Raw genomic sequence first — 20,206 nt, 5'->3', positions numbered from 1 at the left:
GTCGGTCCCGTTGGAAAGGAGAAGGCCATGACCACCGCCACGGCCGCCGGGCGATTCACGACGATCCCAGGCCGCCAGGTCAGGGCTTCTCCGCCGGCGCGGGGCCGGGGTCGGCGGCGGAGGTGTGGTCGTGGACGATCTTCCAGCCGTCGGGAAATCGGTGGAGGATCAGGGTGAACAGGCCGTGCGGCTCGGCGCCGTCGGGAAGCACGAGCCGCCAGCCGCCGCGCGCGAGGGCCGCGTCGGGGCCCAGGGTCTCCACTTCGAGGCCGGAGAAGGCCAGCCGGCCCATCGCGCGGCCCTCGGCCTTGTAGCGGGCGTGGTAGCGATCGCGGGTGGCCTCGAAGCCCTCGGTCCTCGCGCCGCCGGACTGGAAGACGAGCCGGGGCGAGTTCCAGTAGGTCGTCAGGAAGCCGTCCAGATCGCCCGCGTTCCAGGCCGCCTCCTGGCGCGCGAGCACGTCGCGGACGTCCTGTGCGGGGTCCCCCTCGATCGCCGGCATGGCCGTTCTGTCCTTCGAGGCGGGATTGGGCAGGAAGTAGAACCGGCCGTCCTCCGCGCCGCCGAGGAAGTCCGGGACGCCGTCCGCGTCGAAGTCGACGACCGTCGGGCTGACGTCGTGCCCCTCGATGTTCCGGCTCGACAGGAGGCCCTGGTCGCGGAACGTCCAGCCGCCGTCGGCCTCGCCTTCCTGGCGGTAGAACAGGGCGTTCGCGGCGTTGAGCAGGAGGTCGAGCTTGCCGTCTCGATCCCAGTCGACGACGCAGAGCTTGCGTCGACCGCTGCCGCCGGCGGACTTGGCGTTCAGCCGCAGGGGCTCGCCCGACTCGTTCCGGAAGGCCCGGCGCGAGGGGAGCAGGACGAGCCCGCCGTCGCGACGGGCGCGTTCGAGGAACGCCAGATAGCCCTCCTGGTCGAGCATCACCAGATCGACGAGCCCGTCGCGGTTCCAATCGACGGCGACGGGCGTGGTCCGCCACTGGGTCAGGAGCGCGTCCCCCTCGGGACGGAGCCAGCCCCAGGCCAGGTGGGGTTGAGGATGCTCGGCCGTCCAGGCGACCTCGATCGGCCGCGCCGCCGCGAGCTTCGGCGCGGTGCGCGTGCCGACGTTCCTGTACCACTGGACCCGGCCCAGGATCGAATTGACGACGAGGTCGGGCAGGGCGTCGCCGTCCCAGTCGGCGACGGTCAGCGTGGTGTAGCCCCACTTGGCCTCGCAAGGCCCCTGGATGCTGCCGTTCGGCCCGGCCATGATGCGGAGCACGGCGCCGTCGGCCTCCAACCGCCTCGGCGCGGCCCATCGGGGCGCGGCGACGCCCGGGCCGCTCAGGTTCTCGATGAACGCGACGTATCCGGCCGTGTTGCCCGAGACGATGTCGTAGTCGCCGTCGCCGTCCCAGTCGAAGCCGAAGGGGGTGGCGAGCGCCCCGAACTTGACGTCGTCGGCCTCTTGCTGGAAGTAGACCGGGGCCAGGAATCGCGGGGTGCGGTCGGCCGCCAGGCCGCCGGCGTTCTCGACGAGCGCCACCCGGCCGTCCTCGTCGCCGACGATCAGGTCGAGGTCGCCGTCGAGGTCCCAGTCGACGGCGGTCGGCGTGATCATCTCCAGGTCCATGACCAGCGGCGAGCCGTCATCCCGCTTGAGCCTGCGCCCGGGGGCGTATTCGGGCCTGGTCCGCGAGCCGACGTTCTCGAAGTAGGTGAAGCCGTCGAGGAACTCGCCGCAGAGGATGTCCAGATCGCCGTCGCCGTCGAAGTCGGCGAAGTTCGGCGAGGGCCAGCCGAAGACCTCCAGCGGCTTGCCCTCGACCGTGACCCGGGACGGGTCTTCATATCGCGGCTTCTCGATATCACCGACGTTTCGCGCGACGTAGACGAAGCCGCGGAGCGGGCCTCGGGTCCATTTGCCGGTCGGGTCGTAGGCGTTGTCCCAGCCGTAGTCGGTCCAGTCGTCGGCGCCGACGACGAGGTCGAGCTTGCCGTCGCCGTCGTAGTCGACGTACCGCCAGAAGTTGCCCCGGACCTTGTTGGGATGGACGTTCGCCGGCAGGTCGAGCTTCACCCCGCGCTCCAGGCCGGACTTGAGGAAGTCGGGATGCTCCATCCCCGGCGACAGGACGCGAGGGGCGCCGTCCACGTAGCTCACCTGGACGTTCTGCAACCCCTTGCTGATCCGCCGACCCGGCTTGAAGACGGGCGTTTTGGTCTTCGAGGTCGGCCCGTCGGCGTTCTCGAAAAAGTAAACGCCGTTGTATGGCTTATCGGGACAGTTGACCACCAGGTCGAGGTCGCCGTCGCCGTCGAAGTCCATCGGCAGGGGCCAGGCCCAGAGGCCGACGCCCAGGTCGACGACGAGCCCGGGGTTGTTGTACTTGAGGCGCTCCAGGTCCTGCGCCGGGGCGACTCGCGTCGCAAGCGCCAGGGCGAGTCCCAGAGCCCATCGCAGGCGGGCCGACGTCGTGGCCATCCGTCATCTCCGGTCGAGGTCGGTTCCGGGGGAGGGCGGGGTGCCGGCCCGGCCGACCTCGACCGGGGGCGGACCGCCTCCGGATCGCGGCCGAGGCCCGTCCCCGGTGGATTCCGGCCGATCATTGTAATCGCGAAGTCGGGACAATTCCCCCCGCCGGCGCCGAAAGGCTCGATCCCGCGCAGAGCAGCCGCGTCCGGCCCGCGCGATCCCGGGGTCCATTCGCCTCAACATCGGCGGCCTCGGGACGCCGCACGCGACCGGAATCCGCGAACCGAGGCGGCGCGTCCGACTATTCCGTCGGATCGATGCGACTCGCCCACCCCGGGCGGAATCCCGATCCGCGCCGGTTGCCGGTCGCTCGTCTGCGATCTATGCTTGATCAAACGAGCGTCGATCCCGCCGATGCGAACAGAGCGGGAGGGTTGGATCAGGAGGGCGGAGCATGCGGCATCGTCGCGATTGGTTGAAGTCGGTGGCGTCCGGTATGGCGGCGACCGTCGCCGGGTCGCTCGGTTCGGGAGCATGGTCAGGGGCGAGGGGTCAGGAGCCCGCCAGGTCAGCGGTCCGACGCGACGTCCGCAGGCCCGTCGCCCCCACTCCCGGACGGAACGCGCTTCGCCCGGTTCTGGAGCCCTGGGAGGTCCGGCTCCCGGAAGACCCCCAGACGGCCGCCCTCCTGGAGACGGTCCGAAGCCGGCACAAGATCCCCGGAATGATCGGCGCGATCCTCAAGGGGCCGGCCGTCGTCTCGATCGGCGCGACGGGCGTCCGCAAGGTCGACGAGGCCGACGCGATCCGCATCAACGACCTGGTCCACCTCGGCTCCTGCACCAAGGCGATGACGGCGACGCTCCTCGGCACGCTGTTCGAGGAAGGGCTGCTGACGGCGTCGAGCACCCTCGCCGCGGTCTTCCCGGAGTACGCCGACCGCCTGCACCCGGACTTCCGGGACGTCACCCTCTCCCACCTGTTGACCCACCGCGCGGGGCTCCCCCACGACGGCGACTGGTGGAACCTCCCCGGCCGGACGCCGACCGAGAAGCGGTACGCGGCCCTCGTCGATCTCTGCTCCGTCGCGCCCAAATCGCGACCGGGGACGGCCTACAGCTACTCGAACGCCGGCTACGTCCTGGCCGGGCTCATGGCCGAGCAGGTCACCGGCGCGACGTGGGAAGACCTGATGCGGGCTCGCGTCTTCGAGCCGCTCAACATGTACTCGGCCGGCTTCGGCCCGCCGGGCTCCGACCGCTCCTCGCGAGACGACGACGCCCCCTACGGCCACCACCTCGTCCGGGGCAAGCTCGAAGCGATCCGACACGACAACCCGGAGGTGATGGGACCGGCCGGAACCGTCCACTCCACGATCGCCGACTGGGCCAAGTTCGCCCTCGCCCACCTGCGGGGCGAACGCCAGGGGGCCAAGCTCCTCCGCCCGGAAACCTATCGCGACCTCCATACGCCCCTCCCCGGCACGAGCTACGCCGGCGGCTGGATGGCCGCCGACCGCCCCTGGGCCGGGGGCCGCGCCCTGAACCACTCCGGGAGCAACACCATGTGGTTCGCCACCGTCTGGCTCGCCCCGGCCCGCGACTTCGGCATGCTCGTGGCCGCCAACCAGGGGGGAGGGACCAGCGACCAGGCCTGCGACGAGGCCGTCGGCGCCCTCATCGGCCGCTACCAGGCCTCCTTCGCGACGGGCTGACCCCTGGGTCGCCGACGCCTCACCGCCCGCGTTCCAGGTCGAAGCCGTCCCACGCCCGGTCGCCGCTGACGGGGTTGGAGCGGGCCGTGACGCCGCCGGGAAGTCGGACCTGGTAGTCGGTGAACCGGAGGTCGGCCGCGGGGTAGTCGGTGCTGACGAACTGGGCGCCGCTCGCGAGGGCCCGGTCGCGCATGACGGTCGAGCCGTCGCGGGCCTGGCGGGTGTCGGCGTCGGCGCGGGTGCGGACGAGGAAGCCGGCGGCGACCAGCCGTCGGATGTCGTCGAACCGGCCGATCGGGTCGTTGATCTTGAACCAGGCGGCGGCCGGGTCCCCCTCGTCGACGCTGGCGAACATCAGCCGGCCGGCGAGTGCGGGATGGCCCTGGAGATAGGCCTCGCGCTCGGCGCCCGTGTTGTCGAGGGCGAAGATCACGCGGCCCCGAACCTCGTCGAGCTTCGGCCAGCCGCGCGCGCGGATCGCCTCGGGGAGCGTGGCCGAATCGCCGCGAACGTCGTCGGGCGTCAGGATTTCCGGGCGGGGGAAGACCGAGAGGATCTCGGCCTCCAGCTCGGCGATCCGGTCGACGTCGAACGGGACGGGCTTGCCCGCGATCCGCGACTCCTCGGCCGTCTTCAGTTCCAGCAGGATGAAGAGCGGGACGTGCCCCGGATTCAGCCGCGACCACGACCGGACCTGGCTCAACGCCTCGATCAGCGTGAGGGCCGTCGTGCGGTAATCGACCCCCGCGACGTGCAGGATTTTCACGCCCGGTCGGCGGAGCGACCCGTCCGGGTCGGGGTCGGGGCCCACGTCCTTCCCGGTCAGCGCGGCCAGCTTGCGGATCGCGGGGTCGGCGAAGAGGCCGCCGTCGGGGTCGGCGAAGACGTCCAGCTCGATCTGCCGGATCTTCCGGTCCTCGAACTGCTCGGCCAGCGGCGGGTGGGTGTACTGGAGCGACTCGGCCCCCCGGGCGCTGGCCCGGGCGATCAGGTCGAGCACGCCGGGGGCCGGCTCGACGTGGTACGAGTTATGCGATCCGATCACCTGGATCTGGTTCAGCCGGACATCGGGAACGTCGTCGGCCGTCGCCCGAGGGATGGAGCCGACGGCCAGGGCCAGCATCAGGGCCGTCGCGTGGTGCAGGGCGGGGGGTCGTCGGGGCGCGATCATGGAGGGGCTTCCTCGGGGACGGTGCGGGGTGTTTCGTCCGGGGGCTCCGTGCGATGATAAGGGGCGGCGGGCGGTCGCGGCCAAGGAGAAGCCGCCCGAGGCCGCCGCGATTCACGGGATTCCCATGCAAATCGAGCCGAACAAGCCGGCCGCCGACCCCCGCGTCTACCTGGCGGCGGAGCGGACCTACCTGGCGTGGGTGCGGACGTCGCTGGGCCTGATGGGCTTCGGCTTCCTGATCGCCCGATTCGGGTTCCTGATCGAGGAGCTGGAGGCCGTCCGGCCCTCGCGCATCCACCATTCGCTGGTGCCGCCGCTGCTGGGGGGGACGATCGTCCTCTTCGGCGTCTGCGTGTGCGTCGTCGCGGCGTTCCGGCATCGGGCCTACGTCGAGGCCCTCCGCGGCGGGGACCCCAACCCGGAGCTCCACCTCCGCACGCCCCTCGTCGTGGCCTGGGTCCTGGCGCTGGCCGGGCTGGCCATGACGTTCGTGATCCTGACGTCCTGATCCCATCGGAACATGCGAGCGACGACATGAACGCCTCGGAATTGTGGAAACGCTTCCAAGCCTCGCTCTGCCAGGTCCCCGCCCTCGACGTGTCGCTGGACGTCAGCCGGATGGGCTTCGACGACGGCTTCCTCGAGCGGATGCAGCCGGCGTTTGAGAAGGCGTTCGCGGCGATGGAGGAGCTGGAGAAGGGGGCGATCGCCAACCCGGACGAGAACCGGATGGTCGGCCATTACTGGCTGCGAGCCCCGGAACTGGCCCCGAGCCCGGAGCTTTCCGCCGAGATCGCCGCGACGCTCGATGCGATCGCCGCCTTCGCCGCCCAGGTCCACGACGGCGCCGTGAAGCCCCAGCGCAAGCCGAGGTTCACGCGGTTGCTGTCGATCGGCATCGGCGGCTCGGCCCTGGGGCCGATGTTCGTCGCCGACGCCCTGGGCGACCCGAACGCCGACAAGCTCCAGCCCCATTTCATCGACAACACCGACCCGGACGGGATCGCCCGCGAGCTGGAGCGGATCGGCGACCGGCTCGACGAGACGCTCGTGGTGGTCATGAGCAAGTCGGGCGGCACCCCCGAGACCCGCAACGGCATGCTCGTCGTCGCCGAGGCCTATCGCGAGGCCGGGCTGGACTTCGCCAGGCACGCGACGGCCGTCACCGGCGAGGGCTCGAAGCTCGACCAGGCCGCGACCCGCGAAGGCTGGCTGGCCCGGTTCCCGATGTGGGACTGGGTCGGGGGCCGGACCAGCGTGACCTCGGCCGTCGGTCTCGTCCCAGGACTGCTCCAGGGGCTCGACATGAAGGCCCTGCTCGACGGCGCGGCCGAGATGGACCGCGCCACCCGCTCCCGCGACGCCGCCCGCAACCCCGCCGCCATGCTCGCCCTGACGTGGTATCTGGCGACCGACGGCCGGGGCGCGAAGGACATGGTCGTCCTCCCCTACAAGGACCGGCTGCTGCTCTTCAGCCGCTACCTCCAGCAGCTCGTCATGGAGTCGCTGGGCAAGCGCCTCGACCTGGAAGGGAACCGCGTCGATCAGGGGATCAGCGTCTACGGCAACAAGGGCTCGACCGACCAGCACGCCTACGTCCAGCAGCTCCGCGACGGCGTCGACAACTTCTTCGCCACGTTCATCCGGGTCCTCGAAGACGGCGGCGCGGGGATGGAAGTCGAGCCCGGCGTCACTCCGGGGGACTACCTCCACGGCTTCCTGCTCGGCACCCGCGAGGCCCTCTTCGCCAACGACCGACGCTCGGCGACCATCACCGTGGCCAGGGTCGACGCCCGGACCGTCGGCGCGCTGATCGCGCTGTTCGAGCGGGCCGTCGGCCTCTACGCCATCCTCGTCGGCGTCAACGCCTACCACCAGCCTGGCGTCGAGGCGGGCAAGAAGGCCGCCGCGAGCGTCCTGGAAGTCCAGGAGAAGGCCCTCGCGGCGCTCTCCGCCACGCCCCGCACCGCCGACCAGATCGCCGAGGCCCTCGGCGATCGCGATTCGGCCGAGACCGTCTACCTCGTCCTCGAACATCTCGCCGCCAACGGCCGCGCCCACATCACCCCCGGCGCGAATCCCGGACTGACGACGTTCCAGGCCGTCTGATCGAACGAAAGCCTCCCCCCCTCGCGGGGGGAGGCATCGAAGGGCCGGCGACCCCCCCCGGGCCGACTCCAACCCGTCACGACCGACCGAACGACGAGCCGTCGCATGAGTATCATCCTCAATGAATCGGAGCGGCCCGGGCGCGAGGGCTCGTCCTTGTTCGACCACACCATCCAGGCCTTCGAGGCCCTGCTCGCGCAGGTCGGCCGCAAGGGGGGGGCGATCCCGGCGGAGTTGATCGTCCGGCACGTGATGAGCCTCGTCCCGCCCGAGGAGCCGCTCGTGCGCGCGGAGGCCCTCGACGCGGTGCTGCGGCGTCGGGACTCGGCGCGAAAGGAAGAGTTGAAGGTCCAGGCCCGCCCCGCCGGGGGCCGGGTCCTCGGCCTGTACGGGACGAGACGGAAGGGGGCGAGCGTCCGGCCCTATCGCACCGTGATCCGGGGCGTCGACCCGATCGCCGGCCGCTGCGACTGCCCCGACTTCCTCAGGAATTCGCTGGCCGTCTGCAAGCACGTCATGGCGGTCCTGGAACTGGTCCACTCCCGGCCCCGGCTGCTCGCGAAGGGCCTCAAGGAGCAGGCCCAGGCCGAGCCGACCGACGGCCTGACCTGGGACCCGGTCCGCCCCCTGATCGGCTTCGGGGACTGGCTCGACCGGGTGGGGTGCCAACGGGCGGGCGCGGCGGGCTTCCCCCGGCTCGCCTTGAGCAAGTCGGGCCTGCGACGGCTGTTCGTCGCACACGACGACGACGCCCCGGCCCGGCTCCGGAAAGCCCACCTCCGCGCGCCCGCGAAGCGGCTGGCGCTCGTCTCGGAGTTGCGTCGGGCCGTCCCCGAGGAACCGGACTCGCCCCGCTTCGACCCGGCCCTGATCGCCCTGCTGGAGCACGAGAAGGCCCGGCTGGAGCGGATCCTGCGCGACGCCGTGCGGCCCTCGGAATGGCGGTCGGCGTTCAGTGGGCTGGCGCGACCGCTGTATCCGTATCAGAAGGAGGGGGTCAAGCGGTTCCTCAGGTCGACGCGGATGCTCCTGGCCGACGACATGGGTCTGGGCAAGACCGCGCAGGCGATCGCCTGCTGCACCATCCTGAAGCGGCTGGGGAGGATCGGCCGCGGCCTGATCATCGCCCCGGCGAGCCTGAAGCCGCAGTGGGCCCGCGAGTGGGCGCAGTTCTCCGACCTCCCAGTGCGGATCGTCGACGGCTCGCCCGCGGAGCGTCGGGCGACCTACGACGAATGCGAAGACGGATTCCTCATCATCAACTATGAACAACTTTTGCGCGACCTGGACCTGGCGAAAGCCTGGGCGCCCGATCTGGTGGTTCTCGACGAGGCGCAGCGGATCAAGAACTGGCAGACGAAGACGGCCCTCTCGGTGAAGGGGCTCACGCCTCGGTATCGGCTGGTCCTGACCGGCACGCCGATGGAGAACCGCGTCGAGGAGCTGGCGTCGGTCGTGGAGTGGGTCGACGACGGCGCGCTGGAGCCGAAGTGGCGGCTGGCATCCGTCCACGCGATCCGCGGCGAAGGCCGCAAGGAGCTGGCGGGGGTCCGCAACCTGGACACGCTGCGGGAACGCCTCGCCCCGTGCATGCTCCGACGTACCCGCGCCGAGGTCCTGGACCAGCTCCCCCCGCGGACCGACGTCCGCGTGCCGATCGAGATGACCGACGCCCAGATCGAGGAGCACGACGCGCTCAACCAGCCGATCGCGAAGATCCTCAGCATCTCGCGGCGGCGCGCGCTCAGGCCGCCGGAATTCCTCCGGCTGATGAGCCTGATGACGGCCCAGCGGATCATCTCGAACGGCCTGGCGCAGCTCCGGTTCGCCGACGTCTGGCCGTCGATTCGCCGTCGGAAGCCCGACGAGGCGACCATCCGGGGCCTCTCGGCGCCCAAGCTGCTGGAACTTCGGCAACTCGTGCAGCAGCTCGTGGTGGACCAGGGCCGGAAGGTGGTGGTCTTCAGCCAGTGGCGGCGGATGCTCCACCTGGCGCACTGGGCCGTGGCCGACGTGCTGGCCGCGGCCGACGCCCGCGCCGGCTATTTCACCGGCGGAGAGGACGCCAAGCGCCGGACGCGCAACATCGAGGAGTTCCACGAGGACCCCGCCTTCCGGATCCTCTTCGCCACCGACGCCGGTGGCGTGGGGCTGAACCTCCAGCGCGCGGCGAACGGCGTGATCAACCTCGAACTCCCCTGGAACCCGGCGGTGCTGGAACAGCGGATCGGTCGGATCCATCGGATCGGTCAGGAGTCGCCGATCGACGTCTACAACCTCGTCTCCGAGCAAGGGATCGAATCCCGGATCGCCGATCTCGTGGGCTCGAAGCAGGCGTTCTTCAAGGGCCTCTTCGACGGCGCGACCGACGCCGTCCACTTCGACCAGTCGGGCTCGTTCCTCAGCCGCGCCCAGAAGCTCTACGAAGACTCACTCGCCGAGGCCGCGAACGGCGGCGGCGAGGTCGCCATCGAGCCGTTCGATCCGGCCGACCTGGAAATCGCCGACGACGCGCCCGAACCGTTCGACGAACCGGCCCACGCGGACGAGGACGCCGGGACGGCGACCGGGCCCGAATCCGGGACCGTGTCGGGGCCGGAACCGAATCCGGCCGAGACGATTGTTTCGGAACGAAAGGCGGCGCTCGAGCTCGACGCGGCGGAGGTCCGCCGGCTGTTCTCGCGTCTGCGCGTGCGTCGGGGCGAGGACGGCGGGGTCGTCATCGAGGCGCCCGCGGAGGCGGCGACGTCCCTCGGGGCGCTGTTCGAGGGGATGGCCGCGATGCTCCGGGGGTCGACCTCCCCGCCGGAATGACCGGGGCGGCGAGGGGGGGCGGACGCTTGCGACGGCCTCGAAAGTGAGGCATCCTGAAGGCGAAAGACTCGCGGCCTCGGCCGAGGCCGCCCCCCCTCCTCGTAGACCAGGAGTCGTGCGAGCATGAAACGACGTGACTTTCTGAGCCGGTCGGCCCTCGTGGGGGTCTCCGGGAAGTTCCTCGGCGGCGGCGCGCCGGCGATCGCGAGGGCGTCCGAGGAATCGCCGAACTCCAAGGTCCGCTTCGCCTGCATCGGCGTCGGCGGCAAGGGGGACAGCGACACCAACGACGCCGGCAAGCACGGCGAGATCGTCGCGCTCTGCGACATCGACGAGAAGACGCTGGCGAAGAAGGCGGCGAAGTTCCCCAACGCCAAGACCTACGTCGACTACCGCACGATGCTGGAGGAGCTGGGCGACAAGATCGACGCCGTCACCGTCAGCACCCCGGACCACTCGCACGCCCCGGCCGCCGTCATGGCCATGCGGATGGGCAAGCACGCTTTCGTCCAGAAGCCGCTGACCTGGTCCATCGAGGAAGCCCGGCTGCTCCGGACCCTGGCCGCCGAGAAGAAGCTCTGCACCCAGATGGGCAACCAGGGGACCGCCGAGAACGGCCTCCGCGAAGGTGCCGAACTGCTCCGCGCCGGGGGGATCGGCCGCGTCAAGGAGATCCACGTCTGGACCAATCGGCCGGTCTGGCCGCAGGGCATCGCCGGCTTCAAGGACTATCCGGGCATCCCCAACCACGTCCACTGGTATGAGTTCCTCGGCCCCGCCCACGATCGCCCCTACCACGCCGGTTACCACCCGTTCAACTGGCGCGGCTGGCTGGACTTCGGCACCGGCGCCCTGGGCGACATGGCTTGCCACACCATCAACGTCGCCGCCAAGGGCCTCGACCTGTTCGACCCCGTCGCCGCCGAAGTCGTCGACACCTCGGGCATCGTCGACAACCAGACCTACCCCACCTGGTCCATCATCAAGACCCACTTCGGCGAGCGTGACGGCCGCGCCCCGCTCAGCCTCACCTGGTATGACGGCGGCGGCAACCTCCCCGAAGAGAAGCGAGCCTACAAGGCGCTGCTCCACGGCGAGGACCCCTCCGGCAGCGGGCTCCTGATCGTCGGCGAGAAGGGCTCGTTCTTCTCCAAGAACGACTACGGCGCCGAGTACACGCTCCTGCCGCGCGACGACTTCAAGGACTTCAAGAAGCCCGAGCCGACCCTCCCACGCTCGCCCGGCCACTTCACGGAGTTCGTCGAGGCCATCAAGGCCAACGACCCGTCCAAGGCCCTCTCCAACTTCGACTACGCCGGCCGGCTCACCGAGACCGTCCTGCTGGGCGTCGTGGCCCTCCGCGTCGGCTCCCGCATCGAGTGGGAAGCCGAGGCCATGAAGGTCAAGAACCAGCCCGACGCCGACCAGTACATCCGTCGCGACTACCGCAAGGGCTTCTCCATCCACGCCTGAGCGGCGCGCCCATCACTCGTCCCTCCCCACGCCCGCCGGCCCCCAGCCGGCGGGCGTCGTCCTTTCCGGGCCTGCCGTCTCCACACCGCCGTGTCGTTCGACCACGGTTGCACTCCCTCTCGGCGCAGGGTCCTCCTCGCCCGCCGCGGTCGACACGGCCCAAGACCTCGAGAAGCCGGCCTAGGCCGCGCTGCGTCCGCGAAGCGTCGCCGCCTTGCGGCATAGGAGTTGCGGACTCCTCGGGAAGTTCCCGATGTTCGTGCGCCTCGACCTCGGAGCTTTCGGCGTGGCCAACCCTGAAGAATGGCCCCGGACCCGGTTGGACGGCGAGGGCCTCTCCTTCACGCTATGAACTGTCAGGCCGGACGAATCGGCCGGGGAGTGCCGCAGCGAGCGTCCCAGGTCCACGGCGCCCGTCCGTGCGGAGACGAGGAGTACGCCGACCGGAGCGACCGCCATGCCGCTGGAAGAATACAACGCCAGGCGAGACTTCACCAGGACCCGAGAGCCGGCCGGGACAAGGGGCGAGGAGCACCGGCGGCCGATCTTCGTCGTCCAGGAGCACCACGCCTCGGTCCACCACTTCGACTTCCGCCTGGAGGCCGACGGCGTGCTGAAGAGCTGGTCGGTGCCCAAGGGGCCGTCGCTCGACCCCTCGGCGAAGCGGCTGGCCGTCCAGGTGGAGGATCACCCCCTCAGCTACGCCACGTTCGAGGGGACGATTCCCAAGGGACAGTACGGCGGCGGCACGGTCGCCATCTGGGACCAGGGCACCTATGAGAGCCTGATGGAAGACCAGCCCGAGCCGAAGTCCGTCTCCGAAGCGATCGAGGACGGCCGGCTCGAGTTCGTCATGCACGGCGAACGGCTCAGGGGGAAATTCAACCTGGTCCGCATGAAATGGGGCGAACGCAAGCCCCAATGGCTGCTGATGAAGTCGAACGACGAGTTCGCCGAGCGGGGGACCGAACCCGAGTCCGGGCCGCGACCGAAACGGAAGTCGAAGCCGAAGCGGGCCGAGTCCGCCCGGCCCGAGCCGTCGACCGAAGCGCCGGAGGCGGTCAATCTGACGCACCCCGGCCGGATCGTCTATCCCGACGCCGGGCTCACGAAGAAGGACGTCTTCGCTTACTATCAGAAGGTCGCGGGGCGCCTCCTGCCGTTTTTGAAGGACCGGCCCATCACCCTCGAACGGCTGCCGGACGGCCTCGCCGGATCCGCCCATTTCTGGCAGAAGAACACGCCCGCTTCCTACCCCGGCTGGATTCCGCGCGTCGAGCTCCAGACTGAGCGCGGCAAGCCGGTCCGCTACGCGCTGGTCAACGACGAGCCGACGCTCCTCTATCTCGTGAACCAGGGGACGCTGACCTTCCACGTCTGGGCCTCGCGCGTCGGCGACCTCGACCGGCCGGACTTCGTGCTCTTCGATCTCGATCCGGGCGAGGCTTCTTTCGCCGACGTCGTCTCGGTGGCCAGGGCGGTCAAGGGGGAGCTGGACGAACTGGGCGTCGAGTCGTTCGTGAAGACCTCGGGCAAGACCGGTCTCCACGTCCTGACCCCCTGGACCCGCAAGACGGACTTCGACGAGGCGAGGGCCTGGGCGCTCGAGCTGGCCGAGAAGGTGGCCGGCGGGATGCCCGAGCGGGCGACCGTCGAGATCCGCAAGGCGAAGCGCGGGGGACGGGTCTACATCGACGTCCTGCAGAACGCGCGAGGCCATCACGCCGTCCCCCCCTACGTCCTGCGGGCGACGCCGGGCGCGACGATCTCCACGCCGCTCGACTGGAAGGAGGTCGCGAGCAAGCTCGACCCGGCCGCGTTCACGGCGAAGAAGGTCCTCGCCAGGCTGCGCAAGGTCGACCCCTTCGCGGGGCTCGTCGAGAGCTTCGGCGAGCAGGCGGCGGAGCGTTGAGCGTCCATATCGGGACGTCCGGGTGGAGCTACGATCACTGGGTGGACGTCCTCTACCCGCGATCGGCGTCGAGCCTGGAGCGTCTCGACGCTTACGCCCGGGTCTTCGACACTGTGGAGGTGAACAACACCTTCTATCGCTGGCCGAAGGACGAGGTCTTCACGTCCTGGCACGATCGGCTGCCCGAGGGCTTCCTCGTCTCGGCCAAGGCGTCGCGGGGCCTCACGCAGTTCCGAAAGCTGAACGAGCCGGAGGGGTGGCTCGAGCGGATGGAATCGGGCCTGGTCCGCCTGAATCGGAAGCGGGGCGTGCTGCTGTTCCAGCTTCCTCCCCATTTCGGGATCGACCTCGACCGCCTCGACCGCTTCCTGGGCCTGGCGTCCGGGGGCCGGGAGGTCGCCGTGGAGTTCCGCCATCCGAGCTGGGACGTCGAGGAGACGTTCGCCGTCCTGGAGAGCCATGGGGCGGCGTATTGCGTCACCAGCGGGGCGAACCTGCCCTGCGTCCTGCGGGCGACCGCCGGCTTCGTGTACGTCCGCCTCCACGGGCCCGACCCCGAGCATCTTTACGCCGGGTCGTACTCCGAATCCGACCTCCGCTGGTGGGCCGACCGGATCGGCGATTGGCGGGGGCGTGACGTGTTCGCCTACTTCAACAACGACGGCTACGGCCATGCCGTGCGCAACGCCCTTCGCCTGAAGGAACTGGTCGGTTCCTGAGGGGGCGGCCCGCGCCCGCCGCGGCCGGGAAAGCACCCGCGCCGGCCGGGGAGCGTCCCCCGGCCGGACGGTGCGAACGGACCCAATTTCGATCACTCGGGGTCGTGGCGATGGTAGAAGGCCTTGGCCTCCTCCACGCTGTCGAAGACGTCCCAGAAGTCGTCCATCCGCATGTCGTCGACGAGGCGGCGGATGGCCGGGCTGGGGTGGGCGATGACGACGTCGCCCTTGCGCTTGCGGATCGACCGGGTGAGGGTCACCAGCAGGCCGAGGAGCCCCGCGCCGGTCTCGTTGACGTTGCTCATCTCCATGACGAAGTTTCGCTCGCCGAGATCGAGGCGGTCCTCGACGTCGTTCGCCGCGTCGACGTGCTTCGGGTCGTTCATGAGGCGGGCGAAATTGCTCAGGACGGTGACGTCGCCGTCGAGCCGGATGTTGAGAGCCATGAGGCGAGCCTCCTTCATTTCGGATCGGGCCGGAAGACTCCGGGACGATCACCGACGCGACTTGAAGACGTAGCCGTAAGGGAGGGGCCAGGGGATCTCGCGGCCCGACTCCTTCATCGCCTTCAACGCCCAGTAGGGCTCGCGGAGCAGCTCGCGGCCGAGCAGGACCAGGTCGGCGTCGCCGTTGGCGACGATCATCTCGGCCTGGAAGGGCTCGGCGATCAGGCCCACGGCGCCCGTCGCGATCCCCGCCGCCCGGCGGATCTGCGAGGCGAACGGCACCTGATACCCGGCGGCGACCGGAATCCTGACGTGCGGGACGAGCGCGCCGGAGGAGCAGTCGATCAGGTCGACGCCCAGCTCCTTCAACTGCTTCGCCAGCTCGATGGACTGGTCGAGGTCCCATCCTCCTTCGGCCCAGTCGGTCGCGGAGATCCGGGTGAACAGGGGCATCGAGTCGGGGATCACCTTGCGCAGCCGCTCGGCCACCCGGCGGACGAACCGCGTGCGGTTCTCCAGCGAGCCGCCGTAGTCGTCCGTCCGCTTGTTGCTCAGGGGCGAGAGGAATTCGTGGAGCAGGTAGCCGTGGGCCGCGTGGATCTCGATGACCCGGAACCCGGCGGCCAGGGCGCGGCGGGCGGCGGCCTCGAAGTCGTCGACCAGGCCGTCGATGTCGGCCACGGTCAGCTCGCGAGGGACGGGGTGCCCCTCGTCGAACGGGATCGGGCTGGGGCCGACGACCGGCCAGCCCCCCTGAGCCGGGTCGTGGATCGGCGCGCCGCCTCGCCAGGGGAGGTCGCAGCTGGCCTTGCGACCCGCGTGCGCGATCTGAATCCCCGGCGCGGCGCCTTGCGAGTCCAGATAGCGGACGATCCGGGCCAGGGGCTCGATGTGGCCGTCGTCCCAGAGCCCCATGTCGCCGGGGCTGATGCGTCCGCCAGGCGTCACGGCGGTCGCCTCGACGAAGATCAGGCCGACTCCCCCGGAGGCGCGGGCCCCCAGATGGACCAGATGCCAGTCGTTCGCCAGGCCGTCCTGGGAGGAATACTGGCACATCGGCGACATCACGATCCGGTTGCGGAGCGTGAGCCCGCGGATCGTATGAGGGTCGTAAAGACTGGGCGGCTTCGCGGCGGAAGGCGTCGTGGCCACGTTCAGGGTCCTGGGGGGATGCGACTCGGGCCGGACGATCGCGTCACGGCCCCTGGTTGCAATGGTCTGATCCGCCAGCATTGTAAGGAGCCGAGCAACCCCCGGGGCGGGGGGGTTGCCGCAAGGCCGATCGGCCCCTACAAATCATGAGGGTCGGCGAGCGACCCTTCAAGGCTTCGACCCGAGAACCGAGGAGCGGACGAGATGGCGACGGCGACGTTCGGCGCGGGGTGTTTCTGGGGCGTCGAGGAGGCTTTCCGCCGCCTCCCCGGGGTTCTCGAAGCGACCTCCGGCTACATGGGGGGCCCGGTCGAGAACCCCACCTACCATCAGGTCTGCACCGATCAGACCGGCCACGCCGAGGTCGTCCAGGTGGAGTACGACCCGTCGAAGATCTCATACGACCGGCTGCTGGACGCCTTCTGGAAGATCCACGACCCCACCACCTTGAACCGTCAAGGGCCGGATTACGGGAGCCAGTACCGCTCGGTCGTCTTCACGCACGACGACGAGCAGGCCCGCGAGGCCGCCGAGATGAAGCGGCGACTGGACGAGTCGGCCGCCTTCGGTCGCCCCATCGTAACCGAGATCGCCCCGGCCGGGCCGTTCTGGCGCGCCGAGGAATATCACCAGAGATACGTTCAGAAGCATGGCGGGGGCGCCTGCCACATTTAGCCCCGAGCCCGACTGCGTCGCGAAAGGTCAGGGGCGGGCCCATCGCGCCTCTCGACTCGTCCGTTTCCGACAGAGGCCGACTGTTCCGAAGTCCCCCGATTCGAGTACCATGGCGTGGCCTGACACCGGAGGGCGCGACGTGGCATTGAAGAGTTCGAGGCGACGGCGGAGCGGCCGTTATCTGATGATCCTGCCGGCGGTCGCCGTGGCGGCCGGCCTCACGGCGGCGACGTGGCCGCTCTGCGAACGGGCCCCCTGGGCCTTCTTCCTCGGGGCCGTGATGGCGACCGGCTGGCTCGGCGGCCTCATCCCCTGCGCCTTGACGACTGCGCTGTCGGTGGTCGTGGGCTCCTGCTTCTTCCTGCCCCCCTACGGGACGTTCGGCTTCCAGGCCGTCCAGTTCGGGGCCGTCGGCGCGTTCGTGATCGTCTCCGGGTTCATCGCCTTCTTCTCGGCGGCGTACCGCGACTTCGAGGAGAAGGATCGGGGCCACCGTCGACGGTTCGAGGCGATGGCGCGAAGCCTCGCCGAGGGGCTGGTCACGACCGACGGCGAGGGCCGGGTGACGTTTCTGAATCCCGCCGCCGAGCGGCTCACGGGCTGGCCCGCGCCCGAGGCCCAGGACCGGCCGATCGACGAGGTCTTCAGCCTGCGGGTCGAGGGGGAGCCGGCCTCCTGGGTCGGCGACGCGAGACGGGGCGTCCAGGAGATCCGGGGGGTGCTGCTCGGCCGCGACGGGGTTGAGCGCCCGGTCGAGGGGAGCGCCGCGCCGATCCGGGACGAGTCGAGTACGGCCGGGGTCGTCCTGAGCTTCCGGGACGTGGGCGAGCGGCTCGCCGCCGAGGCGGCGTTGCACCAATCCGAGGAGCTGAACCGAAAGCTCGTCGGCGGCAGCGTCGATCGGCTGGAGATGCTGGACCCGGAGGGCCGCCTTCTCGCCATGAACGACTACGGCCGTCGCCTCATGGAAGCCGAGGATTTCGAGTCGTTGCGAGGCCGGGAGTGGGCCTCGCTCTGGCCCGAGGCGATGCGGGCGACGGTCCGCGAGGCCGTCCGCAAGGCGGCGCAAGGGGGCGTCGCCCGCTTCGCGGGGCCCGGCCCGACCCTGCGCGGCGCCCCGAGGGATTGGGAGGTCCACCTCTCCCCGCTGCTCGCCGCCGACGGCTCCCCCGAGCGGATCTCCTGCATCGCCCGCGACGTCACGGAACGGAAGCGCGCCGAGCGAGAGGTCCAGGCCAGCGAGCGCCGCTACCGCACCCTGTTCGAGTCGATCGACGAAGGCTTCTGCGTCATCGAGATGATCTACGACGAGGATGGCCGTGCGGTCGACTACGCCTTCCTGGAGACGAACCCCGCCTTCGAGACCCACACCGGGCTGGTTGAAGCCCGCGGCAAGCGGATGCGCGAGCTGGTGCCCGACCACGACGACCACTGGTTCCGCACCTACGCCCAGGTCGTCGCCACCGGACGGCCGCTCCGGTTCGTCGACCGGGCCGAGAAGCTGGGGGGCGCCTGGTTCGACCTGTACGCGATGCCGATGGAGGGCCGCAAGGTCGCCGTCCTCTTCAAGAACGTCTCGGAGGCGATCCGGGCCGAGCAGGAGCGGGAACGGCTGCTCCTGAGCCTCAAGCTGGAGCGAGGCCGCCTGGCGTCGCTCATCCAGGACGCCCCCGCGTTCATCTGCACCCTCCGCGGGCCGGACCACGTCTTCGAACTGACCAATTCCCTGTACCGCGAGATGGTCGGGAACCGCGACCTGATCGGCAAGCCGGTCCAGGAGGCGTTCCCGGACCTGGAAGGCCAGGGCTTCTTCGAACTGCTCGACCAGGTGTACCGCACCGGCGAGACCTTCGTCGGCAAGGAGACGCCGATCCGTTTCCGTCACCGCGGGTCGAGCGAGGCGGACCGCCGAGTCCTGAACTTCGTGTTCCAGGCGATGTACGACCCCGACGGCGAGGTCTCCGGCATCTTCGTCCACGGCGTCGACGTCACCGACGCGGTGGCCGCCCGCGAGGCCCTGCGCGAGAGCGAGGCCCGGTTCCGCCAGCTCGCGGACGCCATGCCCCAGGCCGTCTGGACCGCCAGGGCCGACGGCGCGATCGACTACTCCAACCGGCAGTGGCGGCAGTACGGCAGCCCCCCTGAAGGGGTCCTCGGCGACTCCCGCTGGGCCCGCCTCATCCACCCCGACGACCGAGAGCGGACCCACGCCATCTGGCTGGAATCCCTCCGCACCGGCCGACCGTTCGAAACCGAGTACCGCCTCCGCCGCGAGTTCGACGGCTCCTACCGATGGCACCTGGGACGCGCCCTGCCGATCGAGGACTCGCAGGCCCGGATCGTCCGATGGTTCGGGACCAGCACCGACGTCGACGACGTCAAACGGCTCTCCGAGGCGCTCCAGCAGGCCGACCGCCGCAAGGACGAGTTCCTGGCGACGCTGGCGCACGAATTACGCAACCCCCTGGCGCCCATCCGCACCGGCCTGGAGATCCTCCGCCACTGTCCCGATCCCACGTCGGCCTCCACGACGATCGACATGATGGCGCGGCAGCTCAGCCATATGGTCCACTTGATCGACGACCTGATGGACGTCGCGCGGGTCGGCAGCGGCAAGATCAGCCTCCGCAAGGAGCCGACGACGCTTCAGGCGATCGTCTCCGGGGCCGTGGAGGCCAGCCGCCAGATCATCGACTCCGCCCGCCATTCGCTCACCGTCTCCCTCCCCGACGAGCCGCTCCCGCTCGACGCCGACCCGACGCGGCTGACCCAGGTCGTCGCCAACCTCCTCAACAACGCCGCCAAGTACACCGAGCCCGGCGGCCGGATCGGGCTTGCGGCGCGTCGCGAAGGGGACGAGGCCGTCGTGACCGTCCGGGACACGGGGATCGGCCTCGCCCCTGAGATGCTCTCCAAGGTCTTCGACATGTTCACCCAGGTCGACGGATCGCTCGATCGCTCGCAGGGGGGCCTGGGAATCGGCCTGACCATCGTCAAGCGGCTGGTCGAGATGCACGGAGGTCGGATCGACGCCCGCAGCGCGGGGATCGGCCGCGGCAGCGATTTCATCGTCCGCCTCCCCCTCGCCGGGGCCCCGGCCGCCGTCCCCGGCGATCCCGGCGCCGACGAGAACCGCACGCGAGCGGGCGGGCTCCGAGTCCTCGTGGTGGACGACAACCGCGACTCGGCGAATTCCCTCTCCCGCTTGCTGGCCCTCGGCGGCCATGAGGTCCACACCGCCTACGCAGGCGTGCAGGCCATCGCCGAGGCGTCGGCGTATCCGCCCGACGTGATCCTCCTGGACCTCGGCCTCCCCGACCGCAACGGCTTCGCGGTCGCCGCCGAGCTCCGGGCCACCCCGGCCTTCCACGGCACCACCATCGTCGCCCTCACCGGCTGGGGCCAGCCCGAGGACCGCCGCCGTTCTCGCGAGGCCGGCTTCGACGACCACCTCGTCAAGCCCGTCGACATCGAACAGCTCCGCGCCATCCTCGACTCGGTCGCCGAAAACGGCCGTCGCCGGCCCGACGGCGCCGTGGCCGTCGTCGAGCCCTGAGAGGCGG

General features: G+C 70.3%; 13 protein-coding genes. 9 read left to right on the top strand and 4 right to left on the bottom strand.

Annotated features, from left to right (window positions below; genetic code table 11):
* Positions 1-79: 79 nt before the first annotated feature.
* Complete coding sequence (locus VT85_RS02080) at positions 80-2,467, bottom strand: FG-GAP-like repeat-containing protein (protein ID WP_082858291.1); 2,388 nt, start codon at positions 2,465-2,467, stop codon at positions 80-82.
* 445 nt (positions 2,468-2,912) lie between these two features.
* Between VT85_RS02080 and VT85_RS02075 the strand changes: the two genes are divergently transcribed.
* Positions 2,913-4,172: a serine hydrolase domain-containing protein gene (locus tag VT85_RS02075; RefSeq protein ID WP_068409762.1), complete on the top strand. Its 1,260-nt coding sequence runs from the start codon at positions 2,913-2,915 to the stop codon at positions 4,170-4,172.
* 19 nt (positions 4,173-4,191) lie between these two features.
* Here VT85_RS02075 and VT85_RS02070 read toward each other — a convergent pair whose 3' ends face one another.
* Positions 4,192-5,343 carry a phosphatidylinositol-specific phospholipase C1-like protein gene (locus VT85_RS02070; RefSeq protein ID WP_068409761.1) on the bottom strand — a complete coding sequence of 384 codons (1,152 nt, stop codon included), beginning with the start codon at positions 5,341-5,343 and terminating at the stop codon, positions 4,192-4,194.
* Positions 5,344-5,467: 124 nt separating this feature from the next.
* Between VT85_RS02070 and VT85_RS02065 the strand changes: the two genes are divergently transcribed.
* The 6 genes from VT85_RS02065 (at position 5,468) to VT85_RS02040 (ending at position 14,370) form a co-directional block, all read left to right on the top strand.
* Positions 5,468-5,851 (top strand): YidH family protein, encoded by a 384-nt coding sequence (locus tag VT85_RS02065; RefSeq protein WP_068409759.1) that lies wholly within the window; start codon positions 5,468-5,470, stop codon positions 5,849-5,851.
* A 26-nt stretch (positions 5,852-5,877) separates the two neighbouring features.
* The gene (locus VT85_RS02060; protein ID WP_068409758.1) at positions 5,878-7,452 is read left to right on the top strand and encodes a glucose-6-phosphate isomerase; all 1,575 of its coding nucleotides are present in this window, start codon (positions 5,878-5,880) and stop codon (positions 7,450-7,452) included.
* Positions 7,453-7,557: 105 nt separating this feature from the next.
* Positions 7,558-10,266 (top strand): DEAD/DEAH box helicase, encoded by a 2,709-nt coding sequence (locus tag VT85_RS02055; protein ID WP_068409757.1) that lies wholly within the window; start codon positions 7,558-7,560, stop codon positions 10,264-10,266.
* Between the two features lie 123 nt (positions 10,267-10,389).
* Complete coding sequence (locus VT85_RS02050) at positions 10,390-11,739, top strand: Gfo/Idh/MocA family protein (RefSeq protein ID WP_068409753.1); 1,350 nt, start codon at positions 10,390-10,392, stop codon at positions 11,737-11,739.
* A gap of 457 nt (positions 11,740-12,196) precedes the next feature.
* A complete protein-coding gene (gene ligD, locus VT85_RS02045; protein WP_068409751.1) occupies positions 12,197-13,651 on the top strand; it encodes a non-homologous end-joining DNA ligase in 1,455 nt (484 codons plus the stop codon).
* Positions 13,648-14,370 (top strand): DUF72 domain-containing protein, encoded by a 723-nt coding sequence (locus VT85_RS02040; protein WP_068409748.1) that lies wholly within the window; start codon positions 13,648-13,650, stop codon positions 14,368-14,370. Before ligD ends, VT85_RS02040 begins: the two co-directional genes overlap by 4 nt.
* 92 nt (positions 14,371-14,462) lie before the next feature.
* Here the strand turns inward: VT85_RS02040 and VT85_RS02035 are convergent, their stop codons facing one another.
* Together VT85_RS02035 and VT85_RS02030 are read right to left on the bottom strand one after the other, a co-directional pair.
* On the bottom strand, positions 14,463-14,816 hold the full coding sequence (locus VT85_RS02035) for an STAS domain-containing protein (protein WP_197491047.1): 354 nt from the start codon (positions 14,814-14,816) through the stop codon (positions 14,463-14,465).
* Positions 14,817-14,864: 48 nt separating this feature from the next.
* A complete protein-coding gene (locus tag VT85_RS02030) occupies positions 14,865-15,968 on the bottom strand; it encodes an NADH:flavin oxidoreductase/NADH oxidase (RefSeq protein ID WP_068409743.1) in 1,104 nt (367 codons plus the stop codon).
* A gap of 204 nt (positions 15,969-16,172) precedes the next feature.
* Between VT85_RS02030 and msrA the strand changes: the two genes are divergently transcribed.
* Positions 16,173-16,643 carry a peptide-methionine (S)-S-oxide reductase MsrA gene (gene msrA, locus VT85_RS02025; protein WP_068409742.1) on the top strand — a complete coding sequence of 157 codons (471 nt, stop codon included), beginning with the start codon at positions 16,173-16,175 and terminating at the stop codon, positions 16,641-16,643.
* A gap of 139 nt (positions 16,644-16,782) precedes the next feature.
* The gene (locus VT85_RS02020; protein ID WP_197491046.1) at positions 16,783-20,199 is read left to right on the top strand and encodes a PAS domain S-box protein; all 3,417 of its coding nucleotides are present in this window, start codon (positions 16,783-16,785) and stop codon (positions 20,197-20,199) included.
* Positions 20,200-20,206: the final 7 nt, after the last annotated feature.

The sequence above is a fragment of the Planctomyces sp. SH-PL62 genome (assembly GCF_001610895.1).
Classification (GTDB): domain Bacteria; phylum Planctomycetota; class Planctomycetia; order Isosphaerales; family Isosphaeraceae; genus Paludisphaera.
Note: the sequence above shows the minus strand (reverse complement) of the source record. Positions and strands in the feature narration are given on the sequence as shown.